The sequence below is a fragment of the Kallipyga gabonensis genome (assembly GCF_001286805.1).
GTDB lineage: Bacteria > Bacillota > Clostridia > Tissierellales > Peptoniphilaceae > Kallipyga > Kallipyga gabonensis.
This window is the reverse complement of the sequence record NZ_CXYV01000002.1, coordinates 816,418-841,668: the sequence shown is the minus strand read 5'-3', so window position 1 is coordinate 841,668 and position 25,251 is coordinate 816,418. Positions and strand designations below refer to the sequence as shown.

The window sequence follows — 25,251 nt, the reverse complement described above, 5'->3', positions numbered from 1 at the left end:
GAGGGTGAGTTTTTTCGATCGGTCCTTCAGACAATAAGCTCCTGACCGAGTTGACGCCTGGCCTCATCTCCGAAAGTTTCCTGGAGGTAATTGACGATTCGAGCTGCGGTAACTTCTATGGCCGAATCCGTTACATCAATCACTTTGCAATCCAAACGGTCAAAAACGGACCGGGCATAGGATAGTTCGGTTTCAATTCGTGACCCGGCTACATAGTCCGCATCTTCCGCAATCCCCAGGGTGGATAAGCGGTTCTTCCTGGCTTCAAATAATTGAGACTGAGAAACCGTCAATCCGACAATCCGTCTTTTATCCGCTTGAAGAATCTCCTCGGCCAAGCCGACTTCAGGAAGAAGGGGGAGGTTCGCCACATTATAGCCCTTGGTCGCCAAAAACATGGACAGGGGGGTTTTCGAAGTCCGGGAAACCCCTAAAAGGATCAAGTCGGCTTTGAGGAAGCCCCGGGGATCCTTGCCATCGTCATAGCGGACGGCAAATTCCATGGAAGAGATCCGGTTAAAATAATTAGCGGTCAGCTTCCGAGTCATCCCTGCTTCCATCACCGGGTGAACACCAAAAGCTTCCATAATCGTGGTGATGGCATCGGCATAAAGGTCAATAAAAGGTAAACCGGCTGACCGGCAAGCTTCCACCAAAGAATGATGGATCTCCGCCATAACCACGGAAATAACAACAAGGGAGGATTTCTGCTGACCACATTCAAGGATTCGAGAGATGACCGAATCCGCCTTACCCGGCTGTGTCAGGTCAGGAAAACGGAGGAAACGGGCTTCCAGGTCCGGAAACTGCCCCATGAGGGCCCGGGCCATGGCTTCTCCCGTTTCTCCGCTGGAATCCGAGATGATATAAATATCGACCGTTCGCACATTGTCCTCCTTTTGCGTCCTACATTCCCTCTTACTCGCGGACAATGGCCGAAGGAACCAAAATCCGAGCGATCACCTGGTAAATCGTGTTAAGCATGGCCAGACGGGCAGAACGCAAGGATTCATCTTCTACCATAATCATGGTCTTATCCAGATAATCATTGACAATGGGCATCCAGTCCCTGAGAAGATCCAGGGCTTCCCGGTAGTGGCCCTTTTCGATCTCAGCTTCCACCGGCTCTTTCCGGTTGAGGGACTGGTAAAGAGCCTGGTCATCTTCCTCTAAAACCTCTTCCGTCAGAGCCCGGCCCTCATATTTCCTGGCCAGGGATTCGATACGGACAAAGTCGGTGATCAGGAGATCTCCGCTATCTTCCTTCAGGAAGTCATTGATGGTCTGACCCAGGTTGATCAGGGAAAGAAGGTCCTTTTCCTTGGAGGCAAAAACCGCATCAATCACGTCATAGCGGATGCCAAGCTCATCCATTTTTGTCCGGAGGCGACCCAGGAAGAAGGAGTAGATGGTCTCCATAATCTCATCGTAGTCGAAGACCAAACCCTCTTCTTCCACGTATAGAACCAAGGCATCCCGGAAGCCATCCCAGAGGTTGATATGGAGGGAGGCATCAAAGAGAATATCGATAATGCCGTTGGCCGCCCGACGAAGGCCGAAGGGGTCCTGGGATCCGGTGACCTGAACCCCGATGGCAAAGAGGCCGGCAATATTATCCATCTTATCCGCCAGGGAAAGGATGATGCCCGGGGTGGACTGAGGAACCTGACCACCTGCCCCCTTGGGCATATATTGTTCTTCAATGGCTGAGGCGACCAGGCTTTCTTCGCCATTTTTTTCTGCATAAATTCGGCCCATAATGCCCTGGAGCTCCGTAAACTCCACGACCATCTGGGTGACCAGGTCGGCCTTGGAAAGATGGGCAGCCCGAACCGCTGCCGCTGTGGTTTCATGACCACAGTCCATATTCTCTGCCAAAGCCCGGGTCAAGGACTCCAAACGCTGAGTCTTATCCAGCATGGTCCCTAAATTCTCGTGGAAGATCAGGTCATCCAGCTTGGGCAGGTAGTCTTCCAGGGGTTGGGAAAGGTCCTGGTCATAGAAGAATTTGGCGTCCTCCAAGCGAGGCACCAGAACCTTTTCATTGCCGGCCACCACATTTTCAATCCCTTCCTCGTTCCCGTTGCGGACGGAAAGGAAATAAGGGAGAAGCTTTCCCCCGTCATCCAGGACAGGGAAGTAACGCTGGTGGTCTTTCATGGGAGTAATGATCACTTCCTGGGGAAGGTCAAGATAGTTTTGGGGAATTTCTCCAATGAAAACCGTGGGATATTCGACAATGGCAACAACCTCATCCAGCAGGTTGTCATCATGCATGGGAAGGCCGCCATGTTCCCTGGCCTTTCGGTTAAGTCCGCGAACAATGATGTTTCTCCGCTCGCTCTCATCCACGATAACAAATTGTTCTTTTAAGGTCTCTTCGTAGCTATCGATGGTCGAAATTTCCACCTGACCCCGGCCTAAAAAACGGTGCCCTTTGCTTGTTCTGCCGACAGGAATTCCTTCCAGGTCAAAGTCCAGGACCTCATCGTTATAAAGAGACACTAGCCAACGGATGGGTCGGAGGAAGCGGAGGTTCTTCCCTCCCCACCGCATGGACCGGGGGTTGGAAATTTGCCGGATAGCTTCCGGAATAGCTTTCTTGAGGACGGCTTCCGGAGAAATGGCCTCTTTGGTAATTTTCGCAAAAACATAGTCCTCTTTACCGTTGGATTCCACGTAAATATCTTCAAGATTCAGCCCCTTCGACCGCATGAAACCTTCTAAGGCCTTAGTTGGCTGACCCTCCTGGTCATAGGCCACCCGGGCTGATGGACCACGAACCACTTCAAAGCTTTCGGTGTTCACTGCCCCTATTCCTTCCAGCCAGAGGGCAAAACGACGGGGAGTGGATTCAATTCGACTGCTTTCCACAGATAGGCCATCCTCCGTCAGGATCTTGAGGACATTATTTTTCAGCTGTTCCTTGGTGGAGGCGATGAAGCGGGAGGGAAACTCTTCCACTCCGATCTCAAGAAAATACTTATTCATGACTTTCTTCCTCCTTTTCCTTTTTTCCTTGCTTTTTTTCCAAATAGAGCTCGGCGACCTGACGGGCCATATCTCTTATCCGTCCGATATAATGATTTCTTTCAGAGACGGCGATGGCACCGCGGGCATCCAAGATGTTAAATGTATGGGAACACTTGAGAACGTAATCGTAGGCAGGATAGACCAGGGATTTGCTGATTTGATCCTGGGCCTCTTTCTCATATTCCTCAAAGAAATTCCTGAGACGGTCGACATTAGCCGTCTGGAAGGCATACATGGAGTTCTCATATTCCGGCAAATGGAAAATATCTCCATAAGTCAACTCATCATTCCATTGAAGGTCAAAAACATTGTTGACCCCTTGGATATACATGGCAATCCGCTCCAGGCCCATGGTGATCTCTCCGGCTTCCACTTCAAGAGGAACGGACCCCACCTGCTGGAAATAGGTGAACTGGGTGATTTCCATCCCATCCAGCCAGACTTCCCAGCCCACGCCCCAGGCCCCCAGGGTGGGCGACTCCCAGTTGTCTTCGACAAAACGAATGTCGTGGGCAAGGGGATCGATCCCGATAACTTCCAGACTCTTCAGGTAGAGGTCCTGGATGTCGTCCGGAGCAGGTTGGAGAATGATCTGGAGCTGGTGGTGTTGGTAGAGGCGGTTGGGGTTTTCCCCATAACGCCCGTCTGCCGGCCGCCGAGATGGCTCGACGTAAACCACATGCCAGGGGCTGGCATCCAGGGTCCGAAGGAAGGTGTGGGGGGACATGGTTCCGGCCCCTTTTTCCACATCATAGGGCTCCAGGATAGCACAACCATGGTCGGCCCAATAACTTGTCAGTTTTTGTATCATATCTTGTAAATGCATTACTTGTCCTCCTATTGGCCGATTGATTCTATCATACCAGGCCCAGATCTTGTAGCATTCCTAAACTTTTGAACCGGTCTCGGCCGGTTTGAATTTGAAAATAGGCCAGGCAAAGCCTTGCCATGGTCCGATAAAGATCTCCCTTTTCCTCCAGACTTCCTTCCCGAATTTCCCTGAAAGACCGGGTCAGGTAGGAGACCAGTTCCTTGTACTGGTCCATGGACAGGGTCCGTTGACCGGGCCGAGCCGGGTGGTCGTCACAGACCATACCTCCGGCATGAAGGTCAAAGACCAGGGGAAGCTTAATCCCTCCATCGCACTCCAGGCACCGACTCAGGCCGGGCCGGAAGCCGACAAAGGAAACCAGTTTGAAAAGGAAAGCACCGAGAAGACGGGCTAAATCGCTGTCATCCGCCTCCTCCACGACAGCTAAAAAGGTCACCATGAAATCATACAGGATGGGGTCCCTGTCTGTAAAGAGAACGGAAGTGAGGACTTCAACGGAAAACTCTGTCAAAGCAAGTCGTCGAATGGACCTGCGTAGGCCCAGGTGGGCATTTTGGATTTGCCCATCCTTGAAATAGTACATGGACCGACCGGGCTGGAGGTTGTAACGACCCTCCACATAGGGCTGGGTCAGGTTGAGGGAGGGAGACTTGTCCCGCCTTGCCCCCCGGGCCATAAAGGAAATCCGTCCCTGGTCACGGGCAAAGAGGTCCACGATCCGGGAAGAATCCTTGATATTGTAGATGCGGAGAACCAGCCCCTCCACATTTTTCAAATCCTGCTCCATGATGCCTCTTAGGACCGATTCGGACCCTGATCATCAGCCCCATAACCGAAGCTTGTGATCAGTCGCCCCTTCTGCCGCCAATTCTTCTCTATTTTAACCCATAGTTTAAGATTAACCCGACATTGGAGGAAGTTTTCCAGGTCCTTCCGGGCCTGGGTCCCGATTTTCTTGAGCATGGCCCCTCCCTTGCCGATGACGATGCCCTTGTGGGAGGTTCTGTCCACAACAATGGTGGCATAGATGTCCGCCAGGTCTCCGGTCTCCCTGTATTTCATTTGGTCGATGGCTACATAGATCCCATGGGGAACCTCCTGGGAAAGATTATTCAGGCATTTTTCCCGGATGAGCTCGGCGACAATAAATCGCTCGGGCCGGTCGGTAACCATGTCCTCCGGATAATAGCATGGCCCGGGGGGAAGAGCCTGATAAAGGGCATCTTTAACCAGGTCCAGGCCCTTCCCCTCCTTGGCTGAGCAGAGAATGACGCCGTCAAAGATTCCCAGCTTTTGATAGCGGTCGGAGACGGCAAAAAGAAGGGGATCATCCGCCTTGTCCGCCTTATTGATCAGACAAAGCTTGGGCAGCTTGACCCCTTGTAAGTAATCCAGAAGGAGACTGTCCAGCCGGCCCGCTTCCGGAGAAGGATCGGTCATGTAAATAACCAAATCCACTCCATTCACCGCATCCCGGCTCATCTTGAGCATGGCCTCCCCCAGCTTGTTCTTAGGTGTCTGGTAGCCGGGGGTATCGGTGAAGATAATCTGCATCCGGTCATCGGTATAGATCAGCTTGATCTCATTGCGGGTGGTTTGTGCCTTATTGGAAGTGATGGTGAGCTTCTCCCCCATGAGGGCATTTAACAGGGTTGACTTCCCCACATTGGGTCGGCCCACAATAGTGACATAGCCCGAGTGAAAGGGAACTTCCGGTTCCCGCGACAGGCCCAACCGGGCCATAACCGCCTCCTCCTTTGTCCGCATAACTTCCTTTTCCTCAGCTGTCTCATGGTCATAGCCCAGGAGGTGGAGGAGGGAGTGGACCGCCAGGTAGGCAGATTCGCGATCTTCGCTGTGACCAAAGTCCTCAGCCTGGGTTCGGACCCGGTCCTGGTTAATCACAATATCTCCTAGAATACCCAGGCATTTCCAGTCTTTAAGAGCAGGAATATCCTCAGCCTCATGGGCAGGAAAGGAAAGGACGTCCGTTTCCCGGTCTATCCCCCGGTAATCCCGGTTGAGGGCCCGGATCTCCTCCCCATCCACAAAAGACAGGGAGAGGGTAACCTCTTCCACGATTCCTTCCATAGATAGGGCAGTTGACAGGGCCTCCTCAAGGAGGTCCCGGCGGGTCTGACTCAGGCTTAGGTTTTTATCCCGATTATCAATATCTATAATCATTTTTCCCGCCTACTTGTTTCTTCCCCGGTCCTTCGACCGGTCTCCCTTGGCTTTCTTTGAGGGACCCTTTCCCTGGCCATGGTCGCCCCCTTGACTGCCTTCATACTTCTCAAAGGCATCGATAACTTTTTGGACCAGGGGATGGCGGACCACGTCCGCCCGGTTAAAGTAGCAGAAAGAGATCCCATCAATACCCCGAAGAATATGTTGGATGGTTTTGAGGCCCGAGGACTTTCCATTGGGCAGGTCCACCTGGGTAATGTCTCCGGTGATGACCGCCTTGGATCCGTAACCCATCCGAGTCAGGAACATCTTCATCTGCTGAGGGGTTGTGTTTTGGGCCTCATCCAGAACAATAAAGGAGTTGTCGAGGGTCCGACCCCGCATGTAGGCCAGGGGAGCTACCTCGATCAGCCCTCTCTCCTTAAGTTTGAGGTAAGTGTCGTTACCCAGGATTTCAAAAAGGGCATCGTAGAGGGGACGGAGGTAGGGATCGATCTTCTCCTGGAGGTCACCCGGCAAGAAGCCCAGGCTCTCCCCGGCTTCCACAGCCGGCCGGGTCAGAATGATCCGGGAAACCTGGCCCGCCTTAAATGCCTTGACCGCCATGGCCATGGCCAGATAGGTCTTGCCGGTTCCGGCAGGGCCGATCCCAAAGGTATAGCCATTTTCATTGATGGCATCGACATACCGCTTCTGTCCAATGGTCTTTGCCCGGATAGGCTTTCCCCGGGATGTGGTGACGATGACATCCTTGAGCATATCTCCCACGGGGAGGTCAGCATCCTTATCCTGAACATCCAGAAGATAAGTCACCTCTTCCCTGGTCACGTAGCCCTGACGGCGGATAATCTCCTCCATGGAGTCAAGGACGGCCCGAGTAGCCTGAAGATCATAGTCCTCCCCCGAAATTTCCAACTGACCATCTTTGACCCGGATGGTGACATCATAACGATCTTCAATCAGTTTTTTGTTTTCATCCAAATGCCCAAACAAGGCCGGGGTATCCTCGCCCCGGCCTGATTGATCTTTCCAAATCACAGTCGTCATAGACTCTTGAATCACTCTCCTTATTTTCTTCTTGCTTTAGGTGGGCCCAAAATTTCTTTCCAGACTATGGCCTTTCGCATCTCCTCCCGGGAGGGCCGTCTGGCCCTGGAAAAGCGGGGATCTCTTTCCATGACCTCAATCTTCTCAAGATCGCTTCCCTCTCCGGCAGAAGCCCCTGCCGGGGAATCCTCCCCGTCTTCTTTTTTATATTCCCGAAAAATCTGACGGGATTCCCGGATACTCCGGCGAGCCTCTTCCTTGTTTGCCCGAGATCTTTCCTCAGCCAAATCGGAAGTTCCGGATGTAGAGGAAGAAAAAGCTTTTGACTTTTTAGAGGGTCTTTTCTTCCTCTTTTCGACCTTTTGACCATTTTGGGCACGAAGGGCTTCCTGGACCTTCTGGGCTTCCTTCAATTCCTTTTCGAGACGGTCTAAAAAGGCTTGTATGGACATAACCTGTCCCTTCTCTTCCTACTGATAACCATTATTGATCTTCATCGCCGTTGTGCTTTTCATTGCCGGCGATGGATTCACGCATCCGGGTATCAGACTTGATATTGTTCATGTTGTAGTAGTCCATAACTCCAAGATTTCCCGACCGGAGGGCTTCCGATAGGGCCTTGGGCACTTCAGCTTCAGCCTCAACGACCTTGGCCCGCTGACGACGGATCTCAGCGATCATCTCCTGTTCCGCTGCTACCGCCTGGGCCCGTCTTTCTTCCGCCTTGGCCTGGGAAATTCGCTTATCCGCCTCGGCCTGGTCTGTCTGCAGCTTAGCTCCGATGTTTCGGCCCACATCCACATCGGCAATGTCGATGGAGAGGATTTCAAAGGCGGTCCCGGAGTCCAGTCCTTTGTTTAAGACGGTTTTTGAGATATTATCCGGATTTTCTAAGACTTCTGTGTGGGATTCCGATGAACCTACGGTGGTGACAATACCTTCACCGACACGGGCGATGATGGTGGCTTCTCCGGCACCACCTACCAAACGCTGGATATTGGCCCGGACGGTGACCTTGGCCTTAACCATGACTTCAATCCCGTTCTTAGCCACAGCAGCAATAGTCGGGGTTTCAATCACCTTGGGATTAACAGATACCTGAACTCCCTCAAAAACATTCCGACCGGCCAGGTCGATAGCCGTAGCTTCCTTGAAGTCCAGGGCGATGTTGGCTCTTTGGGCGGCAATCAGAGCATCGATAACCGAATTAACCCGTCCGCCGGCCAGATAATGAGCTTCCAACTCAGCAATATTGAGATTGAGGCCGGCTTTGGTGGCTTTGATCATGGGATTAACGATTTTGGAAGGGTTGACCCGGCGGAGCCGCATGCCGATCAAGTCGGAGATCCCCACGGGAACACCTGAAAAGCGGGCGGTAATCCAAAGTCCCACAGGGACAAAGGAGAAGAAAAGCGACAAAAAAGCAATAACAATGATGACAATGGGGATGTACCCCACAGAAAAGCCAAAGGGCATGGATAACCTCCTTAATATTCACAGCGGCGAAGACTCGGTTGGAAGTCCGGCAATCATGAACCGGTCCAACTATTTTTGCTTGGGCCGGACAAGGACCCTTCCATCGGATACTTCATAAATCTCAATAGGAACCTGACTTTCGATAAATTCACCCTGACTGATGGCATCCAGTCTTTGTTCACCAACCTGAATCCTTCCGGAAGGGCGGAGAGGGGTCAGGCTGATCCCTTCCTGTCCTACCAGGGACTCCGTGTTTTTCCGAGCCAGGTATCCTTTTTCTGAACTCAAATCGGCGTTCAGAACGGATTGGGTGAGGAGCTTGCTGGAAAAACCTGCCTTAACCAGGATAAAGCCCAGACCTAGTCCGGCAAGGATCCCCGTTGCCAAGGTGGTCAATCCCAAGCCCGGATTTTCGGCAAATTGGGTAATGGCGAAGAATAAAAGGACAGACCCGGTGATGCCCGGAAGGCCAAAACCGGGAATCACTGCCTCAAAGACGAGGAGAACCAATCCGGCAACGAAGAGGATGATTTCCAGGGTTGAACAATAGCCGGCCCGGATGGAGAAGTATAAATACCCTCCAATAGCCAGGGCTCCCAGGATACCCAAAACCCCACGACTCGGCAAGAAGACCTCCGCCACAATCAGGAGAATGGCTATGATAAGCAGAATACTTGCGATCATTGATGGAGTCATCCTTCCTCCTTTCCATTTGTAGCTTCAAAGAAATGTTCAGACAAAAGACCAGGGAAGTTCAACTTCCCATAGCACATTTATTATACCCTAGATTATAGGCCTATCCCAAATCAAGCCTTGATCGATACCGCCCTTCTGCGGAAAATCCGAAAGTTAAAAAGCGATAAGTAAAAAAAAGAGACTGTGCAGTCAACTGCACAGTCTCCTGGACAGGCTCCGAAAAACGAAACCTGAAAATCATCGATGAAAAATTCTGTCGTATGATTTTGCTTATTTTCTCTTGCGGTTTTTGCGCTTGGCCGCATCATTCTTCTTTTTACGAATCACCGAAGGTTTTTCGTAGTGTTCACGCTTGCGGTACTCAGCAAGAGTGCCGGCACGAGCACAGGACCGCTTAAATCTTTTGAGAGCACTTTCAATGGATTCATTCTCTCGAACGTGAATCTCTGGCAAATTCTCACCCCCTTGGAGCTAAATTAATACAAGCCATTATACACCAGGGAAAATAAGATTGCAAACGATCAAAAACCGGCTCCATGGATAATGGCATGAAGAAGACCCTGAATCTCTTCTGCCTTCAAGCTGGGATGCAACTCAACGCCGGCATCCTTAACCCGGGTCTGAAGGTCTTGAAGATCCTCTTCCATATCCTCAAGAGTCGATGTCATCATAAGAAGCTGATTTTGAAATTCATCCTTGGATTCCACTTTTTCAGCAGCTTGGGCAAGGACCTGGTCGGCCTCCTGAGTTTTATCCGCATAGAAAGCAAAATCATTGGCCAGGTGGGTGAAGGCCTCATAGCTGATGAGGGAAGATCCCGCAGTACCGATGGGAAGTTGGCTAATCTCTTTAACCAAATCTTCCAGGGCAGTCTTTTCCTCAGCGGTCAGGGGCTCCTCCTGGACAGATTCCGAGACTTGACTTTCAGAAAGCAACGCAGAGCTGTCTTCCGAATCGGAAACAGGCTCAGAAGAAATCATTGATTCTTGACTCTCTCCGCTATCTGAGGGTGCCTGGGCCGTATTTCCGCAGGCGGAAAGGGAGAAGGCGAGAAGAAGGGACAAACAAGCCGAGATGATGCGTTTTGTTTTCATGACAATCTCCAATCTGTCTATATTAGTGGTCAAATCCGGGGAAGCGGATGGGTTCACCCGCCAGGACGTGGATGTGGAGATGGTGGATGGACTGGTTCCCATTATCCCCCACATTGGAGATGACCCGGTAACCGTCTTTAGAAAATCCCTCTTTTTCAGCGACTTCTTTGATGGCGGCAAAGAGCTTACCCATGATGGAAAAATCATCCAGAGCCTGAACGGACTCCAGGTGGTCCTTAGGGATGAAGAGGTAGTGGATCCTGGCCGCAGGCTCCATATCCTTGAAAGCGAAGACGTCCTCATTTTCATAAACCACTTCCGTGGGAATCTCTTTATTGGCTAGCTTGCAGAAAATGCAATCCGACATGACAACCTCCTTATTGTTCGGGTTCAAAGTGGAGGACATCTCCCTCCCTTTTCCCTATTCTACCTGATATGATCCGGTTGACCCAAGTTTCTTTTCTCTTCATCCGAACCCGAAGGTAATTCCCGGTATACCCTTCCATATTTCCTTTATCCCCACCTTCTTCGAAGAGAACCCGGACCTCCTCCCCTTCCATCCGGTCCATGAAGGCATGGCGAAGGACAATTTCCCGTTCTGCCAGGCGGGCAGCTCGATCTTTTTTGATAGAAGGGGGAACCTGATTCCTGAAAAGAGCAGCCGGAGTGCCCTCCCTTTTGGAATAAGGAAAAATATGAATTTTGGAAAAGCCCACTTTCTCCACAAAGGCAAGGGTCTCCCGGAAATCCTCCTCTATCTCACCCGGAAAGCCCACAATGACGTCTGTGGTTAGGCCGGCATGAGGGAAGACCTTTCGGATTTCCCTGATTTTTTCCAGGTAAAGGGCCTTGTCGTACTTTCGGTTCATGGCTTTCAGGATTCTGTCCGACCCGGATTGAAGGGAGAGGTGGAAGTGGTCGGCAAATTTCCCGCAGGCCGCAAGTCTCAGGAGCTTTTCCGGGGTTACCCACCGGGGCTCAATAGAGGAAAGCCGAATCCTCTCCACCCCCGGAATTTTGGCTACGGCTTCCACCAGATCAATGAGGTCTCGGGGTCTTTCGGCTTCCACCTGACCATCGGGTGCTTTTTCTTTGCCATAGGAGGCGACATGGATTCCCGTAAGGACATATTCCTTGATCCCCTTCCGGACCAGGCGGCGAACTTCGTCCAGGATCGCCCCCTGATCCCGGGAAGCCATATGCCCCCGGGCATAGGGGATGATGCAGTAGGAGCAATACATCTCGCAGCCTTCCTGGACTTTTATGGCCGCCCTGGTGGTGGAAAGTTCAGTGGCAATACCCAGTTCATCAAAGCGTCGAACCCGGTCGAGGTCAACCACATCTTCCACTTTCTTCCCGGTTGCAGACACTTCCTCGACCGCATCCACGATCCGGTCCCTTCCCTTGGTACCGATGAGGACGTCTACGCCCTCGATGGCCCGGACGGTTTCCGGAGCGACTTGAACATAACAGCCCACCACAGCCACCACAGCCTGGGGGTTCTTCCGTTTGGCTCGTCGGATGGCCTGGCGGCACTTGGCATCGGCAACATGGGTTACGGTGCAGGTGTTGATGACAAAAACATCCGCCCCCTCATCCCTTCCCACCGCTCGGTAACCCCGATCTAAGAAGGCCTCTTCCATGGCCTCGGACTCATACTGGTTGACCTTACAGCCCAAGGTGTAAAAAGTGACCGTCTTCATGCCTGTCCCTTCCATTCCAAAACTAAACCGGCCCACTCTCCCTTAATCCGGGTCTCAAGGACCTGGTAACCCAGGTCACAAGCCTGAGACCGGATGGCCTCCGCTTGGTCAGCCAAAAGTCCGGAGAAAATGATCTTTGCTCCCGGTCGGAGGATCCTGTGAAAGTCCGGCAGGAGACGGACTAAAAGAGGATAGAGAAGGTTGGCTGCTACCACATCAAAGCTTCCTTCCACCCGGTCCAAAAGGTCAGAAACATAGAAATGAATGTCCAAATTTTCATCCTGGATCCCGGCATTTTTGTGAGCGGTCCGAATGGCATCAGGATCAATATCCGTCCCCTCTACCGGGTCGGCCCCTTGCATGGCTGCATAGATGGCTAAAATGCCCGAACCTGTTCCAAGATCAAGGAAGGCCTTATTCCTGAGATCCATCTCTTCCAGAAATTCCAGGGAGACCAGGGTGGTTTCATGTGATCCCGATCCGAAAGCCATGCCGGGATCAATCTTGATGACCTCCCGCCCTTCTCCCTCTTCCTCCATCCAGGCAGGAAGAATCCGGATGGTCTTGCCCACATCCAGGGGCTTATAAAAGGACCGCCAGGTCTCGTTCCAATGACTGTTGTCGATGATTCCCTCTTCAATGACCTGGATAGTCTCTCCATATTGCTCATAGACCTGCCGCTCCGCCCGGTCCAGCTTGGCCAGGGATTTTTTGTCGGTCAGGAAAAACATCCTCTGCGCCATAAAACCTTCAGTAATTTCCTGACCCAGGTCTTTCTCCTGGACCCGGAGCAATTCCTCGCGGTTGGAGAGTTCCCACTCGGCCGCCCGCTTTTGGTACTCTTCGATAGTTTTGGGATCGATGATCTCCGAACCGATCATACCCGCATCCATGAAGAGGAGATTCAAATAGTCATTATCCTCCCGAGGGTAGATGACCAGGAGGGAAAAATAGTCTTGGCTCATATCAATCGAAAATATCCTTTACCTTATCCCAAAAACCGCGAGACTCCTCGCTCTCTTCCCCCATGGCGGTCTGGAAGGCTCGAAGAGCGTCTTTTTGCTCACTATTAAGCTTCTTGGGCGTAACAATGTTGACGCGGAAATGGAGGTCGCCCTTATGACCTGAACGAACATTGGGAACCCCTTCCTTCTTTATGGTGAAAAGCGTTCCGGTCTGGGTTCCGGCAGGTAGATCAAAAGACAGTTTCCCTTCCAGGCCGGGAACCTGGATCTTATCGCCCAGGGCCGCCTGGCTGAACCGGATGGGCAGGTCTAAGTAGAGGTCGGATCCTCGACGGGTAAAAACTTCTGAAGGAGCCACCCGGAGAACGACATAGATGTCCCCTGCAGCCCCACCATTGAGCCCTTCATGGCCCTGGCTCCGGATGGGAAGGATGTTTCCATCGTCCACTCCGGCAGGAATATCGACAGAAATGGTGGTTTCCTTCTTGATCCTGCCCTGGCCATGGCATTCCTTGCAGGGCTTTTCAATGATAAAGCCCTCCCCATGACAATGAGGGCAGGTGGTCTGGTTGACCATCCGTCCGAAGGGAGTCCGTACCTCCTGAGCGGTCATTCCCGATCCCTGACAGGTCGGACAGGTCTTTTTATCACTTCCGGGCTCGGCCCCATTCCCGTGACAATGGTCACAGGTTCGAAATCGACGGAGTTTTATCTTTTTCGTTGTTCCGAAAACCGCTTCTTTGAAGGTTAACTTGACCTCCAACCGGACATCCTCTCCCACCCGGGGTGCATTAGGATCTTGACGACGTTGGCGTCCGCTCCCGCCGAAAAGATCGGAAAAGAGGTCTCCAAAAATATCTGTGGGATCAAAGCCGAATCCCCCGGAAAAGCCTCCCCCGCCCATCCCTCCGTTTTCAAAGGCAGCGGCTCCGTAGCGGTCATACATCTGGCGTTTTTCATCATCTTGCAAAATATCGTAGGCCGAGGAGAGTTCCTTAAACTTCTCTGCGGCTGCGTCATCTCCGGGATTCAAATCCGGATGGTATTTTTTTGCCTTTGTCCGATAGGCTCTTTTAATGGTCTGCTTGTCAGCGTTCTTTTCAACGCCCAGCACCTCATAAGGATCTTTCAAGTCAGGCTCCTTTCTCTTGGCTCATATCTACCCATTATAAGGGAATTCGGCGAAAATCCACAAGCCCAAGTAGGGAAAAGACTGGTCTTCCGCCTTCTCCAAGAAAAAAGAGCCGGAGCTAGACTCCGGCTCTCCTCAACTTCTTTCCGATTAGGAATTAGCCTCTTCGTCATCGTCGACCACTTCGTAGTCGGCATCAACCACATCATCATCGTGACCGGTTTGACCGGGATCAGACTGACCCTGAGGTCCTGCCTGACCGCCTGCCTGCTGGTAAAGCTTTTGTGAAAGCTGGTTGAGCTCAGCCATGAGGTCATCGGACTTAGACTTAATTTCTTCCAAATTATCCGAATCCTTAACATCCTTCAAGGCCTGGATCTTGTCTTGAACCTTCTTTTTTTCTTCCTCGCTAACCTTATCACCCACTTCATTGAGGGTGGACTCGGTCTGGTAGATCATCGTTTCCGCCTGGTTCCTGGCTTCCACTACTTCCTTCCGCTTCTTATCTTCGGCCTCAAACTGCTCGGCTTCCTTGACCCTGCGGTTGATTTCATCTTCGGACAAATTGGTGGAGGAAGTGATGGTAATCTTCTGCTCCTTACCGGTTCCCTGATCCTTAGCAGAGACGTTGACAATGCCGTTAGCGTCAATATCAAAAGTCACTTCGATCTGGGGAATGCCCCGTCTGGCTGCCGGAATCCCGGTCAACTGGAAACGTCCCAGGGTAGTATTATCGGTGGCAAATTCACGTTCTCCCTGGAGGACGTGGATGTCCACGGTGGTCTGGTTATCCGCAGCTGTAGTGAAGACCTGGCTCTTCTTGGTCGGGATGGTCGTATTTCTCGGAATGAGGACGGTCATGACCCCGCCCAGGGTTTCCAAGCCCAGGGACAGGGGGGTAACATCCAGGAGGAGGAGGTCCTTGACCTCACCGGTCAGGACACCGCCCTGGATTGCTGCACCGATGGCTACGCATTCATCCGGGTTGATATCTTTCTGGGGTTCCTTACCGGTCAGACGCTTAACCGACTCCTGGACAGCGGGGATCCGTGTGGACCCGCCAACAAGCAAGACCTTATCCAAATCGGAGGCGGAAATGCCGGCATCCTTCAAGGCATCCATAACCGGCTGCTCGGTCTTTTTCACTAAAGAGGCGGTGAGCTCATCGAACTTTGCCCTGGTCAGGTCCATGTTGAGGTGGACCGGCTGACCGTTAACTGCTGTAATGAAGGGAAGGTTGATGGTCGTGGTCATCGAAGAAGAAAGTTCCTTCTTGGCCTTTTCTGCCGCATCCTTGAGACGCTGGTCAGAAGTGGGATCAGAGAGAAGATCCACACCGTGTTCTTTCATGAATTCATCGTTGATGTACTTCATCAGAACCTGGTCGAAGTCATCGCCGCCCAGACGGTTGTTTCCGCGAGTAGCCAGAACCTCAAAAACTCCATCGCCTACTTCCAGAATGGAAACATCGAAGGTGCCTCCGCCAAGGTCATAAACCATGATCTTGGACTGGTCGGTTTCCTTGTCCATTCCGTAAGCCAGGGCCGCCGCTGTCGGCTCATTGATAATCCGTTTCACATCCAGACCGGCAATTCGTCCGGCATCCTTGGTCGCCTGACGCTGGGCATCGGTGAAATAAGCAGGCACGGTAATGACCGCTTCCTTCACACTCTCACCCAGGTAGGATTCGGTATCCGCTTTCAATTTTTGAAGAATCATAGCCGAAATTTCTTCCGGGGAATAATCCTTATCAATAGAAACCTTACGATCTGAACCCATGTCTCTCTTAATCGAAGCGATCGTCCGATGGGGATTCATGATAGCCTGACGCTTGGCGGTTTCGCCGACCAGACGCTCTCCCTCTTTGGTAAAAGCGACGATAGAAGGGGTGGTCCGGTTACCTTCGGCATTGGGGATAATGGTGGGAGAACCACCTTCCATCACGGCAACTGCCGAGTTCGTTGTTCCTAAGTCAATACCAATAATTTTACTCATAAGAAAACCTCCTCATTGTTATGATCTTCCTGATCAACTCTTTATCTCAATCCCTTATTGGGGAATGTTGTCTTGTTAACCTTTACTGTGCAACTTTGACCATGGCCGGACGGATAAGTCGTCCCTTCAGGGTGTATCCCTTCCGCATGGTCTCGATCACGTGGCCGGAGGGAACAGTCTCACTTTCCTCCGAGAGAACCGCATCGTGAAAGTTGGGATCAAAGGCCTGGCCTTTCGGGTCGATTTCCTCAAGACCCTCCTCTTTAAGGACACCGGTCAGTTGGGCGAAGATGAGTTCCATCCCTTCGTAGAATGAGTCCTTCTCCTCCCTTTCCGTTTCAAGGGCCCGGTGGAAGTTGTCCACCACGTCCACCAGCTTAAGGATGAGCTTTTCGTTGGCGAACTTGATCGTATCCTGTCGGTCCTTCTCCGTCCGCTTCTTAAAGTTGGCGAAGTCGGCTTGAAGCCTGAGGAGTCGTTCCCGATCGGCCGCCCCCTCATCCTTCTTCTCTTCTCGAATCTCAAAGTCCTCTTCTTCGTCTACGATCTCCGCTTCCACAACCTCTTCCCGGTCTTCCTCAGGATCGGCCTGGACATTCTCCCGATCCGGATCAGAGTCTTTCACTTCTTCTTGCTCTTCCCGGTTATCCTCAATCTGAACGTTCTTTTTGAGTTTTTCTGTCTCATTTCTTTTCTCCGTCATCCCTACCTCCTTTAACTTTCCGCCACAACCCTCTCAATCTCGTGATGATTTCTCCATCTATTGTCTTCCTGTGATTGCATTGATATAACGCCCCATCCGATAAACATCGCTCATCACTCGACGGTAGTCCATATCGATAGGACCAACGACACCGAGCTGACCGATGATGTCTCCCCGCACTCGGTAGGGGACCATAATTAAACTGGCATCCTTGAGCCAATCAACCGGGTTTTCCTGACCGATATAGACTTTCATGCCATCCTGATTATCCAGGCCGGCTAGGAAATCCAAAAGGTCCGGATCATCCTGAAGCTTTTGGATAAAGACTAAGGCCTTGTCCGGTGCATAGTCATCCAAAGCCAGAAGCTTAAAGAGGCCATTGAAAACCAGGTTAGGTTTCCTATGGGCCACAATTCGATCCCTTACCACCGGCACCAATTCACTGAGAAGATTCCCGGCTACATAGGTTCCGGAAAAAGGGCCTGTCTGAAGGAAGATAGTGATTTCATCCAGGTTCTTCCCCTCCAAAAGGTTCTGGAAAATCTCCTCGGCCCGAAAAAGCCGGTCCATAGCGTATGTCCCTTTTAAGTGAACCCGTTCTGTCTGGACGAACTTGGAGTGAAAAACCAGGAGGATCAAAATTTCCCGGTCGGACAGGGGTAGGAATCGGATTTTTGATAACCGATCGTTCCCCCTTCCGGGCGTATAGGTAAAGGCCGCCGTTCCGGTAATATCCGATAGGACATTAAGGGCGGAATCCAAAACATTTCTGGGATCATCGGTCTGCGTCAAGAGACTTCTGTCCGGAAGTTGGGGAACCTCCTCTCGTGCCCAGCCTTTTTCCTGGACCTGGTCCACATACCAGCGGTAAGCCTTTTGAGACGGAATCCGACCGGAGGAAACATGCGTTTTTTCTAAATAGCCTAAAAGCTCCAGATCACTCATCTCGTTTCGTATCGTCGCAGCGGAAATGTCCATATTATAAAGACGTTTCAAGGTTCTTGATCCTAGAGGCTCCTTGGAATGGAGATAGGAAGAAAGAATTGCTCCCAAAATAAAGTATTTTCTTTCGTTCATCCCAGCTTTCCTTTCTGTCCCCAAAACACCTTTAACCCGCTTGATCACTTATTTTTTTCTTGTTGTTATCACTCTATATTGTTGAGTGCTAAAAATAGTATAAAGCCTCCCCCACACTTTGTCAAGCCGCATCTTATGAAAGAGAAAAGTCTTCCATGAGATCAAGGAGAACCTCATTTTGGAGATTGAGCCCCTCCGGTGTGAGGAAGAGAGCTTCCTCTGTCCAATCCACCAGTCCAAGGGCTTTCTCTTCTTCAAAGATAGCTCTGGACCGGTCCAGCGGGTCCACCCCCATCCGAGCCCGGAAGGCCGCCCGGTCAATCCCGGCAATCTTCCGAAGGCCCATCATGATCCCTTCAAAAATATCATCGTCTTTTGTCCGAGCCTCCTCGGTCCAGGCCGGTCTTCCCCGGTTGATTTCATCAATGTAAGTTTGGATTCCTTCCGTTTTCTTCAACCGCCGATGATGCAAATAAGAGGATGCTCCCAGGCCCAGGCCCAGGTAATCTTGACCGGTCCAATATTTCAAATTGTGGAGGGAGGCCTTGCCGGCCCGGGCAAAGTTGGACAGCTCATAGCGGGTATATCCCTGGTCCTCCAGGCCACGGAAGGCTCTTTCCATCAGGGCAAACTCCTGATCCGGAGAAAGGGGCTTAACCTTCCCCCGGCGAATCCAGAAATCCAGAAGGGTCTTCTCTTCCAGAATAAGAGAATACCAGGAAACATGGTCCGGCTGAAAGTCCTGAATAGCCGAAAGATCCTTATCAATATGAGAAATTTCCTGACCGGGAATCCCGTAGATGAAATCCAGGTTGATGGCCAGGTCCCTTCCTCCCCGAGTCCTGATTCGGTCAAGGTCACAATAAACCGTCTCAGGCCGGTGGGTCCTCCGGCAAAAAGCCAGAAGTCCGGGGTCCATGGTCTGGATACCAAAGGAAAGCCGGTTGACTCCGGCTTCCAGGAATAGGTCCAGATTTTCATCGTTCAAGGTTCCGGGATTGACCTCTACCGTCCACTCTTTCACGTCTAAAGGCAGGGTATGAAGGGCAGTCAGGATCCTTTTTAACTGGGAAGGAGAGAGGATGGAAGGAGTTCCTCCGCCCATATAGATGGTATCGATGGTCTTTCCCTCAAAATATCCCTCTTTCCCGGAAAGGGCAATGTCCTGACACAGGGCATCCACATAGTCCTCATGGAGAAAGGGAAGATGGGGAAAGGTCAAAAAATCGCAGTAAGAGCACCTCTCCTCACAAAAAGGAATGTGGAGGTAGAGGCCCAGGCTCTTTCCTGCGATATTGTCATTTTTCTTTCTTCTATTGTCTTTATTCATCGTCATCATACTTAAGAACAGAAAGGAAAGCGGTCTGCGGGATGGAGACGTTTCCGATCTGCCGCATCCGTTTTTTCCCTTCTTTTTGTTTCTCTAAAAGCTTCTTCTTCCGGGAAATATCCCCTCCATAGCACTTGGAGATGACATCCTTCCGGAGGGCGGATACCGTCTCACGGGCAATGATCTTTCCGCCGATAGCGGCCTGGATGGGGACAGCGAATTGATGGCGGGGAATCTCTTTTTTTAACCGCTCACAGATGGACCGGCCACGCTCATAAGCCTTGTCCCTGTGGACAATGAGAGAAAGGGCATCTACAACTTTTTCGTTGACCAGGATGTCCAGCTTAACCAGGTCAGATACCTGATAACCCTTGAGGTCATAATCCAGCGAAGCGTAGCCCCTGGTCCGGGACTTAAGGGCATCGAAGAAATCGTAAATCACTTCATTTAAGGGGAGTTCGTAGTGGATGGTCACCCGACGCTCATCCAGGTATTCCATGGTTTTGTAAACCCCACGCTTTTCTTCGCATAGCTCCATGATGGCCCCGATATGGTCCTTGGGGGTCATGATGGCGGCATCAACGATCGGCTCTTGGACATAGTTAATGTCGGTAGGATCGGGGAAGTCGGAGGGGTTCTGGATCTCCACCTCCTTCCCCGAATTGAGCTTGATTTTGTAGACGACGGAGGGGGCCGTCACGATCATATCCAGGTCAAACTCCCGGATCAAGCGTTCTTCGATGATCTCCATATGGAGCATGCCCAGGAAACCGCAGCGGAAACCGAAGCCCAGAGCAGCGGAAGTCTCTTTTTCAAAGGTCAGGGCAGCATCGTTAACCTGGAGCTTCTCCAAGGCCTCCCGAATGGAATTGACGGATTCCGATTCAGTAGGGTAAATCCCGGCAAAGACCATGGGCATGACTTTTTTATAGCCCGGAAGGGGTTGGTCAGCCGGTCGGTCGGCACGGGTCAGCGTATCACCTACTCGGGCATCTGCCACATTCTTGATGGAGCCCGTGAGATAGCCGACATCCCCGGTAATCAGGGCCTTGCAGGGTGTATGGTCATCGGTAACAAAACCCACCTCATCTACGGAATATTCCTTGCCGGTGGCCATAAGGCGGATCCTGTCCCCTGCCTTGATCTGACCATCAATAATGCGAATAAAGAGGATGACTCCTCGATAGGGGTCATAGACCGAATCAAAGATGAGGGCCTTAAGAGGACCATCCGGGTCACCTTGGGGAGCCGGAACCCGGTGGACAATATACTCCAGAACATCTTCAATATTAATTCCATTTTTTGCGGAAATCGCCGGAGCATCGTCCGCTTCCAGGCCCAGGATGTCTTCAATCTCCTGTTTGGCAAAATCCACATCCGCTCCCGGGAGGTCAATCTTATTAATGACCGGGAGAATCTCCAGGTCCTCCTCTAAGGCCAGGTAGGTGTTGCCCACAGTCTGGGCTTCCACTCCCTGAGAGGCGTCCACAATCAGGAGGGCTCCCTCACAAGCGGCCAGGGACCGGGAAACTTCATAGTGGAAGTCAACGTGGCCCGGGGTGTCAATCAGGTTAAGAACATATTCCTGGCCATCCTTGGCCTTATAAAAGAGCTTAACCGCCTTGAGTTTGATGGTAATCCCGTGCTCCCGTTCCAGGTCCATGGAATCCAGGTGCTGGTCTTTCATGACCCGTTTAGCGATGGCTTCCGTCTTTTCAATCAGTCGATCAGCCAGGGTGGATTTTCCATGGTCAATATGGGCTATAATACAAAAATTTCGAATTTGTTGGCTGGTATAGTTCATGGTGTCTCCTAAAAAGCTCCCATATCATCAAGAGGGAAGTAGCGGAAGATGGCGTGGCCCTCCAGGGCCTTGGCCTTGATGGGCCCGAAAACCCGAGAATCTTTGGAAGCTCCCCTTTGGCGGTTATCGCCCAAAACGAAGAGTTCGTCCTCGCGGATATACCATTCTTTAGGCCCCGATGTAAAGGTATAGGCTGTGGAGATGTAAGGTTCATCCAGCCTTTTCCCGTTGATATAGACAAGGCCGTCTTCAATCTGAACGAACTCATTGGGAAAAGCGATGACTCTCTTGATGTAGAGTTTATCCTCTCCCGGTGCATCAAAAACCACAATATCTCCCCGTTCGAGTCGGTTGATGGATGTCCCCCATTTCATGACTAATAGGCGATCCCCACTGTGCAAAGTGTCCGCCATTGAAGATCCCTCCACCAGGGTGGAGTTCATCACAAATTGGGTGATTAAAAAAGCTACCATCAAGGCCAGGAAGAAAATTTTTAACCCATCGACCAGGTGAAATTCTTTTCGACCTACTTGAGTTTTTTCATGGGACATAAGATACCCCCATTACAGAGCGGAGACCAGTAAACCATCATCATTGAGATACAAGATTAATAAAAAGAGGACAGGTTGGATAAGGGGAAGATGCGGAAACGGGCAACTGCCTCAATTTTTTCCGCTTTCACCGGGCCAAAAAGTCGGGAGTCGGAAGAAGCACCCTCTTCCCGGTTATCTCCCATGACAAAGAACTCATCTTCCCCAAGCTGCCATACCGTTTCCTGATAGGTCCCCGTAGGCAAGTCTCGAATATAGTATTCTTTAAGGAGTTTGTTATTGATGAAAACATGTCCTCCTTTAATCTCCACCGTCTCACCGGGAAGTCCGACAATCCGTTTGACATAGAGTTCACCCGGCTGGGTGGGCGAATCCATGATAATAATATCAGCACGCTTAAACTTCCCCGAATAGGTAGGAATCTTTGAAACGAGTAAAATGTCACCGGAATGAAGAGTGGATTCCATGGACTGCCCCTTGACCGTCGTCGGGCCGCCGATAAACATCCGGATAATCAAAGCCAGAGCCAGGGCGACAACCAAAGGCAAGACCCAATCCCGAAGACCAACAAAAAAAGAAGACTCGTTCGATTTTTCCTTCATCCCATAGGAAGGATTCCCCAGACTTTCCTGCCCTTGAAAATCCTCCACCTCCTCTTCCGATAAAAGAACCTCTTCTTCCTTCATTAATTCGGCACTATCTCCTTCGAAATTCTGGGAGACCCTTTGGTCCTTTTGAGAGGAAACGTCCTTTTCTTCCTCCGGCAATTTTTCTGTATCCCGGTATACGGCAACCGGTTCAGGAACCGGTCGAAAAGGCTTGGTATCCGCCATATCATATTCTTTATCTTGATAAAAGTCCTTCATGGAGACCCCTTTGCAGCTTGATCTTTTCAACAATAGTATTCCGGTAAAAACGGGAATCCGCCCCATAAGACGGGCGATTATAAAAATTATAACACAGGACCGGATTCGAGGCCTGATTCATGAGTGAAATAAAAAAAGAGTAACTTCAGTAAGAAATTACTCTTTACAAGGGAAGAAAAATTATTGAGCGGCAACGGCTTCGTTGAGCTTCTTCTGAAGTTTGGAAATCCGACGGCTGGCTGCATTTTTAGAAACTCCGCTTGAAAGCGAAGCACGTTTTAACTTCTTGTCAATCACTTTTAGCAGTTCCTGGGCTTCCGTCGTCTTTTCTTCCTCAAGGGCCTGATCAAATTTTCTGATATAGGTCTTGATTTCCGACCGTTTGCTCTTGTTTCTCAGACGATTCCGCTCAGCAATGGCGATGCGTTTCTTTGCTGACTTAATATTGGCCATGTGCTTTCACCTCCTTAGCGTGAAATCATAAATTCGATACCAAAACATTCTAACACAGGAAAACTCGCCTTTCAAGGATTTTTACATATATCTTTTATAATAAAATAGAGATGTGCCCTTTCCCGGTAATAGGGTAAAAGCAAAAGAAACAAAGAAAGGAAGGAAGGAAGGAAAATATGGAAACCATTAAGATTGCTCATGGCCCGGAGAATGCTTCCCGCATGATTCTCGGCTGCATGCGTATGCCGGACCTTTCCGTCCAAGATGCAGCGGAAATGCTGAAAACAGCGGTTGATCTGGGCATCAATTACTTCGATAATGCGACCTGTTATACCGATGGCGTGGCGGAAACCCGCTTTGGTGAAGCCCTAAAAGCTTCCGGTCTTCAACGAGAAAAACTTATTGTTCAAACCAAGTGTGGTCTTTGCTTTGACCGCAATGAATTTGACTGGACCAGGGAGAACATCCTTGAAAGCGTAGATGACAGCCTTCGTCGGATGGGCCTGGACTATCTGGACGTCCTCCTCTTGCACCGTCCGGACCTCCTCTATGACCCGGAGGAAGTGGCAGAGGCCTTTGACCTTCTGGAGTCTTCGGGAAAGGTCCGCCATTTCGGGGTCAGCAATGTACCGCCCATGATGCTGGAACTTCTCCGCAAATATGTCCGCCAGCCCCTGGTCATCAACCAACTCCAGCTCTCCCTGGAACAGTCTCAGCTCATTGATCAGGCCTTCTACATCAACAACCTCTCCACAGACCGTTCCATTGACCGGGATAACGGCCTCCTGGACTTTTGCCGTCTCCACGACATTACCATTCAGGCCTGGTCCCCCCTCCAATATGGAATGATCGGCGGGTGCTTCCTTGACCACCCCGACTATCCGGAGCTCAATGCCGGCCTGGACAAGCTGGCTAAACAATATGGAGTGACCAAGGCAGCTATCGCCCTGGCCTGGATCCTCCGTCATCCCGCTAATATGCAGGTCATTGTCGGCACCATGAATCCCACCCACCTCAAAGAATCCGCCGAGGCCCTCTCCATCCGCCTCACCCACCGGGAGTGGTATGAGCTCTACCTGGCTTCAGGGAAATATTTGCCTTGATGATTCACCTACAACGAAGAAGCCCGGATAGGTCGTCTATCCGGGCTTCTTTCTCTTCTATACCATCTCACCAGCAAATTCCACTTTAGAAGCTTGTCATAGTATAATAAGAAATAAGTTCTACCTCACCTTAACCAAGTATTTCCTGCTTGTTACCATAGAAAAGGAGATGAAATGCCCATTATCGACCAGACTGATCCCCGGGCCATGGCCCGGTATGAAGACTTTATTGCCCACTCTCCACATGGGGTCCTTTACCAATCCATCCACTGGGCCCATGTGAAGGAAAACTGGACACCGGACTATATCACGGTGGAGGAGGATGGAAAAATCATCGCTGCCCTCTCCATCATTTCGGTTCATAATCCTGAAGGTTCTTTTTCCTACGCCGTCAGGGGGCCGGTCTGTGATGTCTACGACATTGACTTAGTCAAGCGTCTGGTGGAAGAGGCTAAACCGGTCCTTGAAAAGAGGAAAAGCTTCCTTCTCCGGATGGACCCGGAGGCCCGCTATGATGAAGACTTAATTCGGCTTTATGAAGGTGCGGGTTTCCACGTTCGGTCCCGGTCCTGCCCCATCCACTCCTTTTCCAACCCCCGCCTCAACATGGTAGTCTACCTGGATCAGGATCCGGAAGACCTGATGATGACCTTTGAAGGCCGCTTCCGTTCCAAGATCCGCCGAGCCTTTAAGAAGGGGGTGGAGATAGACATTTATCAGAAGGACGATCCGGAATTTGAAGAGGTCTTTGACCGCTTTTACGAGATGACAGGGATCATGGCGGAACGCCAGGAAATCGGCTACCGTCCCAAGGATTATTACCACCGTCTCTTTGAAGCCTATGAGAATACTTATCTTTATGAAGCCAGCCATGAAGGGGACCACCTGGCCTCATGTATCGTCATCAACTATAACGACAAGTCCCTCTACCTTTATGCTGCCTCGACCAATGAGAAGCGGAACCTCAACGCCTCCACGGCCATGAACTGGAAGGCTATCGAGGATGCGACCCGTGCCGGCTATAAAGAATATGACATGACCGGGGTCTGGTCCCTGGATGAGGATGACGGTCTCTACCGCTTCAAGAAGAAGTTTACGGGCGAGCGTGGAATCCGGGAATTTGTCGGTGAGTTCGATTGGATCCTGGACCAAACCGCCTATGACACTTTTATGGACAAACAAAGAAAGAAATAAGATCACTTGC

At 51.0% G+C, this 25,251-nt stretch carries 25 protein-coding genes and 1 pseudogene; 2 read left to right on the top strand and 24 right to left on the bottom strand.

Translation table 11 applies throughout. The features are described 5' to 3' along the window. Positions 1-26: 26 nt before the first annotated feature. The 24 genes and pseudogenes from BN2373_RS05320 to rpsT all read right to left on the bottom strand — a co-directional run bounded on the left by BN2373_RS05320 (position 27) and on the right by rpsT (position 22,944). Entirely contained in the window at positions 27-887 is an 861-nt protein-coding gene (locus BN2373_RS05320; protein ID WP_053943073.1) for a pyruvate, water dikinase regulatory protein, read from the bottom strand. A 31-nt stretch (positions 888-918) separates the two neighbouring features. Further along, positions 919-2,991, bottom strand: a complete 2,073-nt coding sequence (gene glyS, locus BN2373_RS05315; protein WP_053943072.1) for a glycine--tRNA ligase subunit beta — start codon at positions 2,989-2,991, stop codon at positions 919-921. Beyond that, entirely contained in the window at positions 2,984-3,859 is an 876-nt protein-coding gene (glyQ, locus tag BN2373_RS05310) for a glycine--tRNA ligase subunit alpha (protein WP_053943071.1), read from the bottom strand. Before glyQ ends, glyS begins: the two co-directional genes overlap by 8 nt. A gap of 31 nt (positions 3,860-3,890) precedes the next feature. Beyond that, positions 3,891-4,652 (bottom strand): DNA repair protein RecO, encoded by a 762-nt coding sequence (gene recO, locus BN2373_RS05305; RefSeq protein WP_053943070.1) that lies wholly within the window; start codon positions 4,650-4,652, stop codon positions 3,891-3,893. Between the two features lie 8 nt (positions 4,653-4,660). Further along, positions 4,661-5,608 (bottom strand): GTPase Era, encoded by a 948-nt coding sequence (era, locus tag BN2373_RS05300; RefSeq protein WP_053943520.1) that lies wholly within the window; start codon positions 5,606-5,608, stop codon positions 4,661-4,663. Then, a pseudogene (gene ybeY, locus BN2373_RS08010) lies at positions 5,600-6,049 on the bottom strand (rRNA maturation RNase YbeY); the annotation flags it as partial. The gene era and the pseudogene ybeY, both read right to left, overlap by 9 nt. Before the next feature lie 9 nt (positions 6,050-6,058). Continuing rightward, positions 6,059-7,099: a PhoH family protein gene (locus BN2373_RS05295; RefSeq protein WP_053943069.1), complete on the bottom strand. Its 1,041-nt coding sequence runs from the start codon at positions 7,097-7,099 to the stop codon at positions 6,059-6,061. A gap of 20 nt (positions 7,100-7,119) precedes the next feature. Then, positions 7,120-7,551: a hypothetical protein gene (locus tag BN2373_RS05290; RefSeq protein WP_053943068.1), complete on the bottom strand. Its 432-nt coding sequence runs from the start codon at positions 7,549-7,551 to the stop codon at positions 7,120-7,122. A 31-nt stretch (positions 7,552-7,582) separates the two neighbouring features. Beyond that, on the bottom strand, positions 7,583-8,575 hold the full coding sequence (floA, locus tag BN2373_RS05285; protein WP_053943067.1) for a flotillin-like protein FloA: 993 nt from the start codon (positions 8,573-8,575) through the stop codon (positions 7,583-7,585). A 69-nt stretch (positions 8,576-8,644) separates the two neighbouring features. Continuing rightward, the gene (locus BN2373_RS05280) at positions 8,645-9,271 is read right to left on the bottom strand and encodes an NfeD family protein (protein WP_082338034.1); all 627 of its coding nucleotides are present in this window, start codon (positions 9,269-9,271) and stop codon (positions 8,645-8,647) included. Between the two features lie 270 nt (positions 9,272-9,541). After that, positions 9,542-9,724, bottom strand: coding sequence for a 30S ribosomal protein S21 (rpsU, locus tag BN2373_RS05275; protein ID WP_019134077.1), 183 nt, complete (start codon positions 9,722-9,724; stop codon positions 9,542-9,544). Between the two features lie 68 nt (positions 9,725-9,792). Next, a complete protein-coding gene (locus tag BN2373_RS05270; protein ID WP_053943065.1) occupies positions 9,793-10,365 on the bottom strand; it encodes a hypothetical protein in 573 nt (190 codons plus the stop codon). 22 nt (positions 10,366-10,387) lie between these two features. Further along, entirely contained in the window at positions 10,388-10,732 is a 345-nt protein-coding gene (locus BN2373_RS05265; RefSeq protein ID WP_053943064.1) for an HIT domain-containing protein, read from the bottom strand. Positions 10,733-10,742: 10 nt separating this feature from the next. Then, a complete protein-coding gene (gene mtaB / locus BN2373_RS05260) occupies positions 10,743-12,068 on the bottom strand; it encodes a tRNA (N(6)-L-threonylcarbamoyladenosine(37)-C(2))-methylthiotransferase MtaB (protein WP_053943063.1) in 1,326 nt (441 codons plus the stop codon). Further along, on the bottom strand, positions 12,065-13,033 hold the full coding sequence (locus BN2373_RS05255; RefSeq protein WP_053943062.1) for a 50S ribosomal protein L11 methyltransferase: 969 nt from the start codon (positions 13,031-13,033) through the stop codon (positions 12,065-12,067). The genes mtaB and BN2373_RS05255 overlap by 4 nt, the downstream gene beginning before the upstream one ends. Before the next feature lies 1 nt (position 13,034). Continuing rightward, positions 13,035-14,165, bottom strand: a complete 1,131-nt coding sequence (gene dnaJ, locus BN2373_RS05250) for a molecular chaperone DnaJ (RefSeq protein ID WP_053943061.1) — start codon at positions 14,163-14,165, stop codon at positions 13,035-13,037. Positions 14,166-14,315: 150 nt separating this feature from the next. Further along, on the bottom strand, positions 14,316-16,160 hold the full coding sequence (gene dnaK, locus BN2373_RS05245) for a molecular chaperone DnaK (protein WP_053943060.1): 1,845 nt from the start codon (positions 16,158-16,160) through the stop codon (positions 14,316-14,318). An 82-nt stretch (positions 16,161-16,242) separates the two neighbouring features. Further along, complete coding sequence (gene grpE / locus BN2373_RS05240; protein ID WP_053943059.1) at positions 16,243-16,863, bottom strand: nucleotide exchange factor GrpE; 621 nt, start codon at positions 16,861-16,863, stop codon at positions 16,243-16,245. A 57-nt stretch (positions 16,864-16,920) separates the two neighbouring features. Continuing rightward, positions 16,921-17,940: a heat-inducible transcriptional repressor HrcA gene (gene hrcA, locus BN2373_RS05235; RefSeq protein ID WP_053943058.1), complete on the bottom strand. Its 1,020-nt coding sequence runs from the start codon at positions 17,938-17,940 to the stop codon at positions 16,921-16,923. A gap of 133 nt (positions 17,941-18,073) precedes the next feature. After that, complete coding sequence (gene hemW / locus BN2373_RS05230) at positions 18,074-19,270, bottom strand: radical SAM family heme chaperone HemW (RefSeq protein WP_053943057.1); 1,197 nt, start codon at positions 19,268-19,270, stop codon at positions 18,074-18,076. Next, positions 19,263-21,074: a translation elongation factor 4 gene (lepA, locus tag BN2373_RS05225; RefSeq protein WP_053943056.1), complete on the bottom strand. Its 1,812-nt coding sequence runs from the start codon at positions 21,072-21,074 to the stop codon at positions 19,263-19,265. Before lepA ends, hemW begins: the two co-directional genes overlap by 8 nt. 8 nt (positions 21,075-21,082) lie before the next feature. Continuing rightward, the gene (gene lepB / locus BN2373_RS05220) at positions 21,083-21,625 is read right to left on the bottom strand and encodes a signal peptidase I (protein ID WP_053943055.1); all 543 of its coding nucleotides are present in this window, start codon (positions 21,623-21,625) and stop codon (positions 21,083-21,085) included. Positions 21,626-21,681: 56 nt separating this feature from the next. Then, complete coding sequence (gene lepB / locus BN2373_RS07765) at positions 21,682-22,491, bottom strand: signal peptidase I (protein WP_053943054.1); 810 nt, start codon at positions 22,489-22,491, stop codon at positions 21,682-21,684. A gap of 180 nt (positions 22,492-22,671) precedes the next feature. Further along, entirely contained in the window at positions 22,672-22,944 is a 273-nt protein-coding gene (rpsT, locus tag BN2373_RS05210) for a 30S ribosomal protein S20 (RefSeq protein ID WP_053943053.1), read from the bottom strand. A 176-nt stretch (positions 22,945-23,120) separates the two neighbouring features. On the opposite strand from rpsT, the gene BN2373_RS05205 reads away from it, so the two are divergent. Both BN2373_RS05205 and BN2373_RS05200 read left to right on the top strand, forming a co-directional pair. Then, positions 23,121-24,047 carry an aldo/keto reductase gene (locus tag BN2373_RS05205; RefSeq protein ID WP_053943052.1) on the top strand — a complete coding sequence of 309 codons (927 nt, stop codon included), beginning with the start codon at positions 23,121-23,123 and terminating at the stop codon, positions 24,045-24,047. A gap of 174 nt (positions 24,048-24,221) precedes the next feature. After that, the gene (locus tag BN2373_RS05200; RefSeq protein WP_053943051.1) at positions 24,222-25,241 is read left to right on the top strand and encodes a lipid II:glycine glycyltransferase FemX; all 1,020 of its coding nucleotides are present in this window, start codon (positions 24,222-24,224) and stop codon (positions 25,239-25,241) included. Positions 25,242-25,251 lie beyond the last annotated feature (10 nt).

What these genes read in the sequence shown, in the direction of transcription:
- rpsT (WP_053943053.1), bottom strand. Translation starts at nt 22,944, where the DNA reads ATGGCCAATATTAAGTCAGCAAAGAAACGCATCGCCATTGCTGAGCGG.
- hrcA (WP_053943058.1), bottom strand. Translation starts at nt 17,940, where the DNA reads ATGAACGAAAGAAAATACTTTATTTTGGGAGCAATTCTTTCTTCCTAT.
- BN2373_RS05200 (WP_053943051.1), top strand. Translation starts at nt 24,222, where the DNA reads ATGCCCATTATCGACCAGACTGATCCCCGGGCCATGGCCCGGTATGAA.
- dnaK (WP_053943060.1), bottom strand. Translation starts at nt 16,160, where the DNA reads ATGAGTAAAATTATTGGTATTGACTTAGGAACAACGAACTCGGCAGTT.
- era (WP_053943520.1), bottom strand. Translation starts at nt 5,608, where the DNA reads ATGGCCCGGTTGGGCCTGTCGCGGGAACCGGAAGTTCCCTTTCACTCG.
- lepB (WP_053943054.1), bottom strand. Translation starts at nt 22,491, where the DNA reads ATGAAGGACTTTTATCAAGATAAAGAATATGATATGGCGGATACCAAG.
- BN2373_RS05280 (WP_082338034.1), bottom strand. Translation starts at nt 9,271, where the DNA reads ATGACTCCATCAATGATCGCAAGTATTCTGCTTATCATAGCCATTCTC.
- BN2373_RS05205 (WP_053943052.1), top strand. Translation starts at nt 23,121, where the DNA reads ATGGAAACCATTAAGATTGCTCATGGCCCGGAGAATGCTTCCCGCATG.
- hemW (WP_053943057.1), bottom strand. Translation starts at nt 19,270, where the DNA reads ATGAATAAAGACAATAGAAGAAAGAAAAATGACAATATCGCAGGAAAG.
- floA (WP_053943067.1), bottom strand. Translation starts at nt 8,575, where the DNA reads ATGCCCTTTGGCTTTTCTGTGGGGTACATCCCCATTGTCATCATTGTT.
- grpE (WP_053943059.1), bottom strand. Translation starts at nt 16,863, where the DNA reads ATGACGGAGAAAAGAAATGAGACAGAAAAACTCAAAAAGAACGTTCAG.
- lepB (WP_053943055.1), bottom strand. Translation starts at nt 21,625, where the DNA reads ATGTCCCATGAAAAAACTCAAGTAGGTCGAAAAGAATTTCACCTGGTC.
- mtaB (WP_053943063.1), bottom strand. Translation starts at nt 12,068, where the DNA reads ATGAAGACGGTCACTTTTTACACCTTGGGCTGTAAGGTCAACCAGTAT.
- glyQ (WP_053943071.1), bottom strand. Translation starts at nt 3,859, where the DNA reads ATGCATTTACAAGATATGATACAAAAACTGACAAGTTATTGGGCCGAC.
- BN2373_RS05290 (WP_053943068.1), bottom strand. Translation starts at nt 7,551, where the DNA reads ATGTCCATACAAGCCTTTTTAGACCGTCTCGAAAAGGAATTGAAGGAA.
- BN2373_RS05270 (WP_053943065.1), bottom strand. Translation starts at nt 10,365, where the DNA reads ATGAAAACAAAACGCATCATCTCGGCTTGTTTGTCCCTTCTTCTCGCC.
- BN2373_RS05265 (WP_053943064.1), bottom strand. Translation starts at nt 10,732, where the DNA reads ATGTCGGATTGCATTTTCTGCAAGCTAGCCAATAAAGAGATTCCCACG.
- BN2373_RS05255 (WP_053943062.1), bottom strand. Translation starts at nt 13,033, where the DNA reads ATGAGCCAAGACTATTTTTCCCTCCTGGTCATCTACCCTCGGGAGGAT.
- BN2373_RS05295 (WP_053943069.1), bottom strand. Translation starts at nt 7,099, where the DNA reads ATGACGACTGTGATTTGGAAAGATCAATCAGGCCGGGGCGAGGATACC.
- lepA (WP_053943056.1), bottom strand. Translation starts at nt 21,074, where the DNA reads ATGAACTATACCAGCCAACAAATTCGAAATTTTTGTATTATAGCCCAT.
- recO (WP_053943070.1), bottom strand. Translation starts at nt 4,652, where the DNA reads ATGGAGCAGGATTTGAAAAATGTGGAGGGGCTGGTTCTCCGCATCTAC.
- glyS (WP_053943072.1), bottom strand. Translation starts at nt 2,991, where the DNA reads ATGAATAAGTATTTTCTTGAGATCGGAGTGGAAGAGTTTCCCTCCCGC.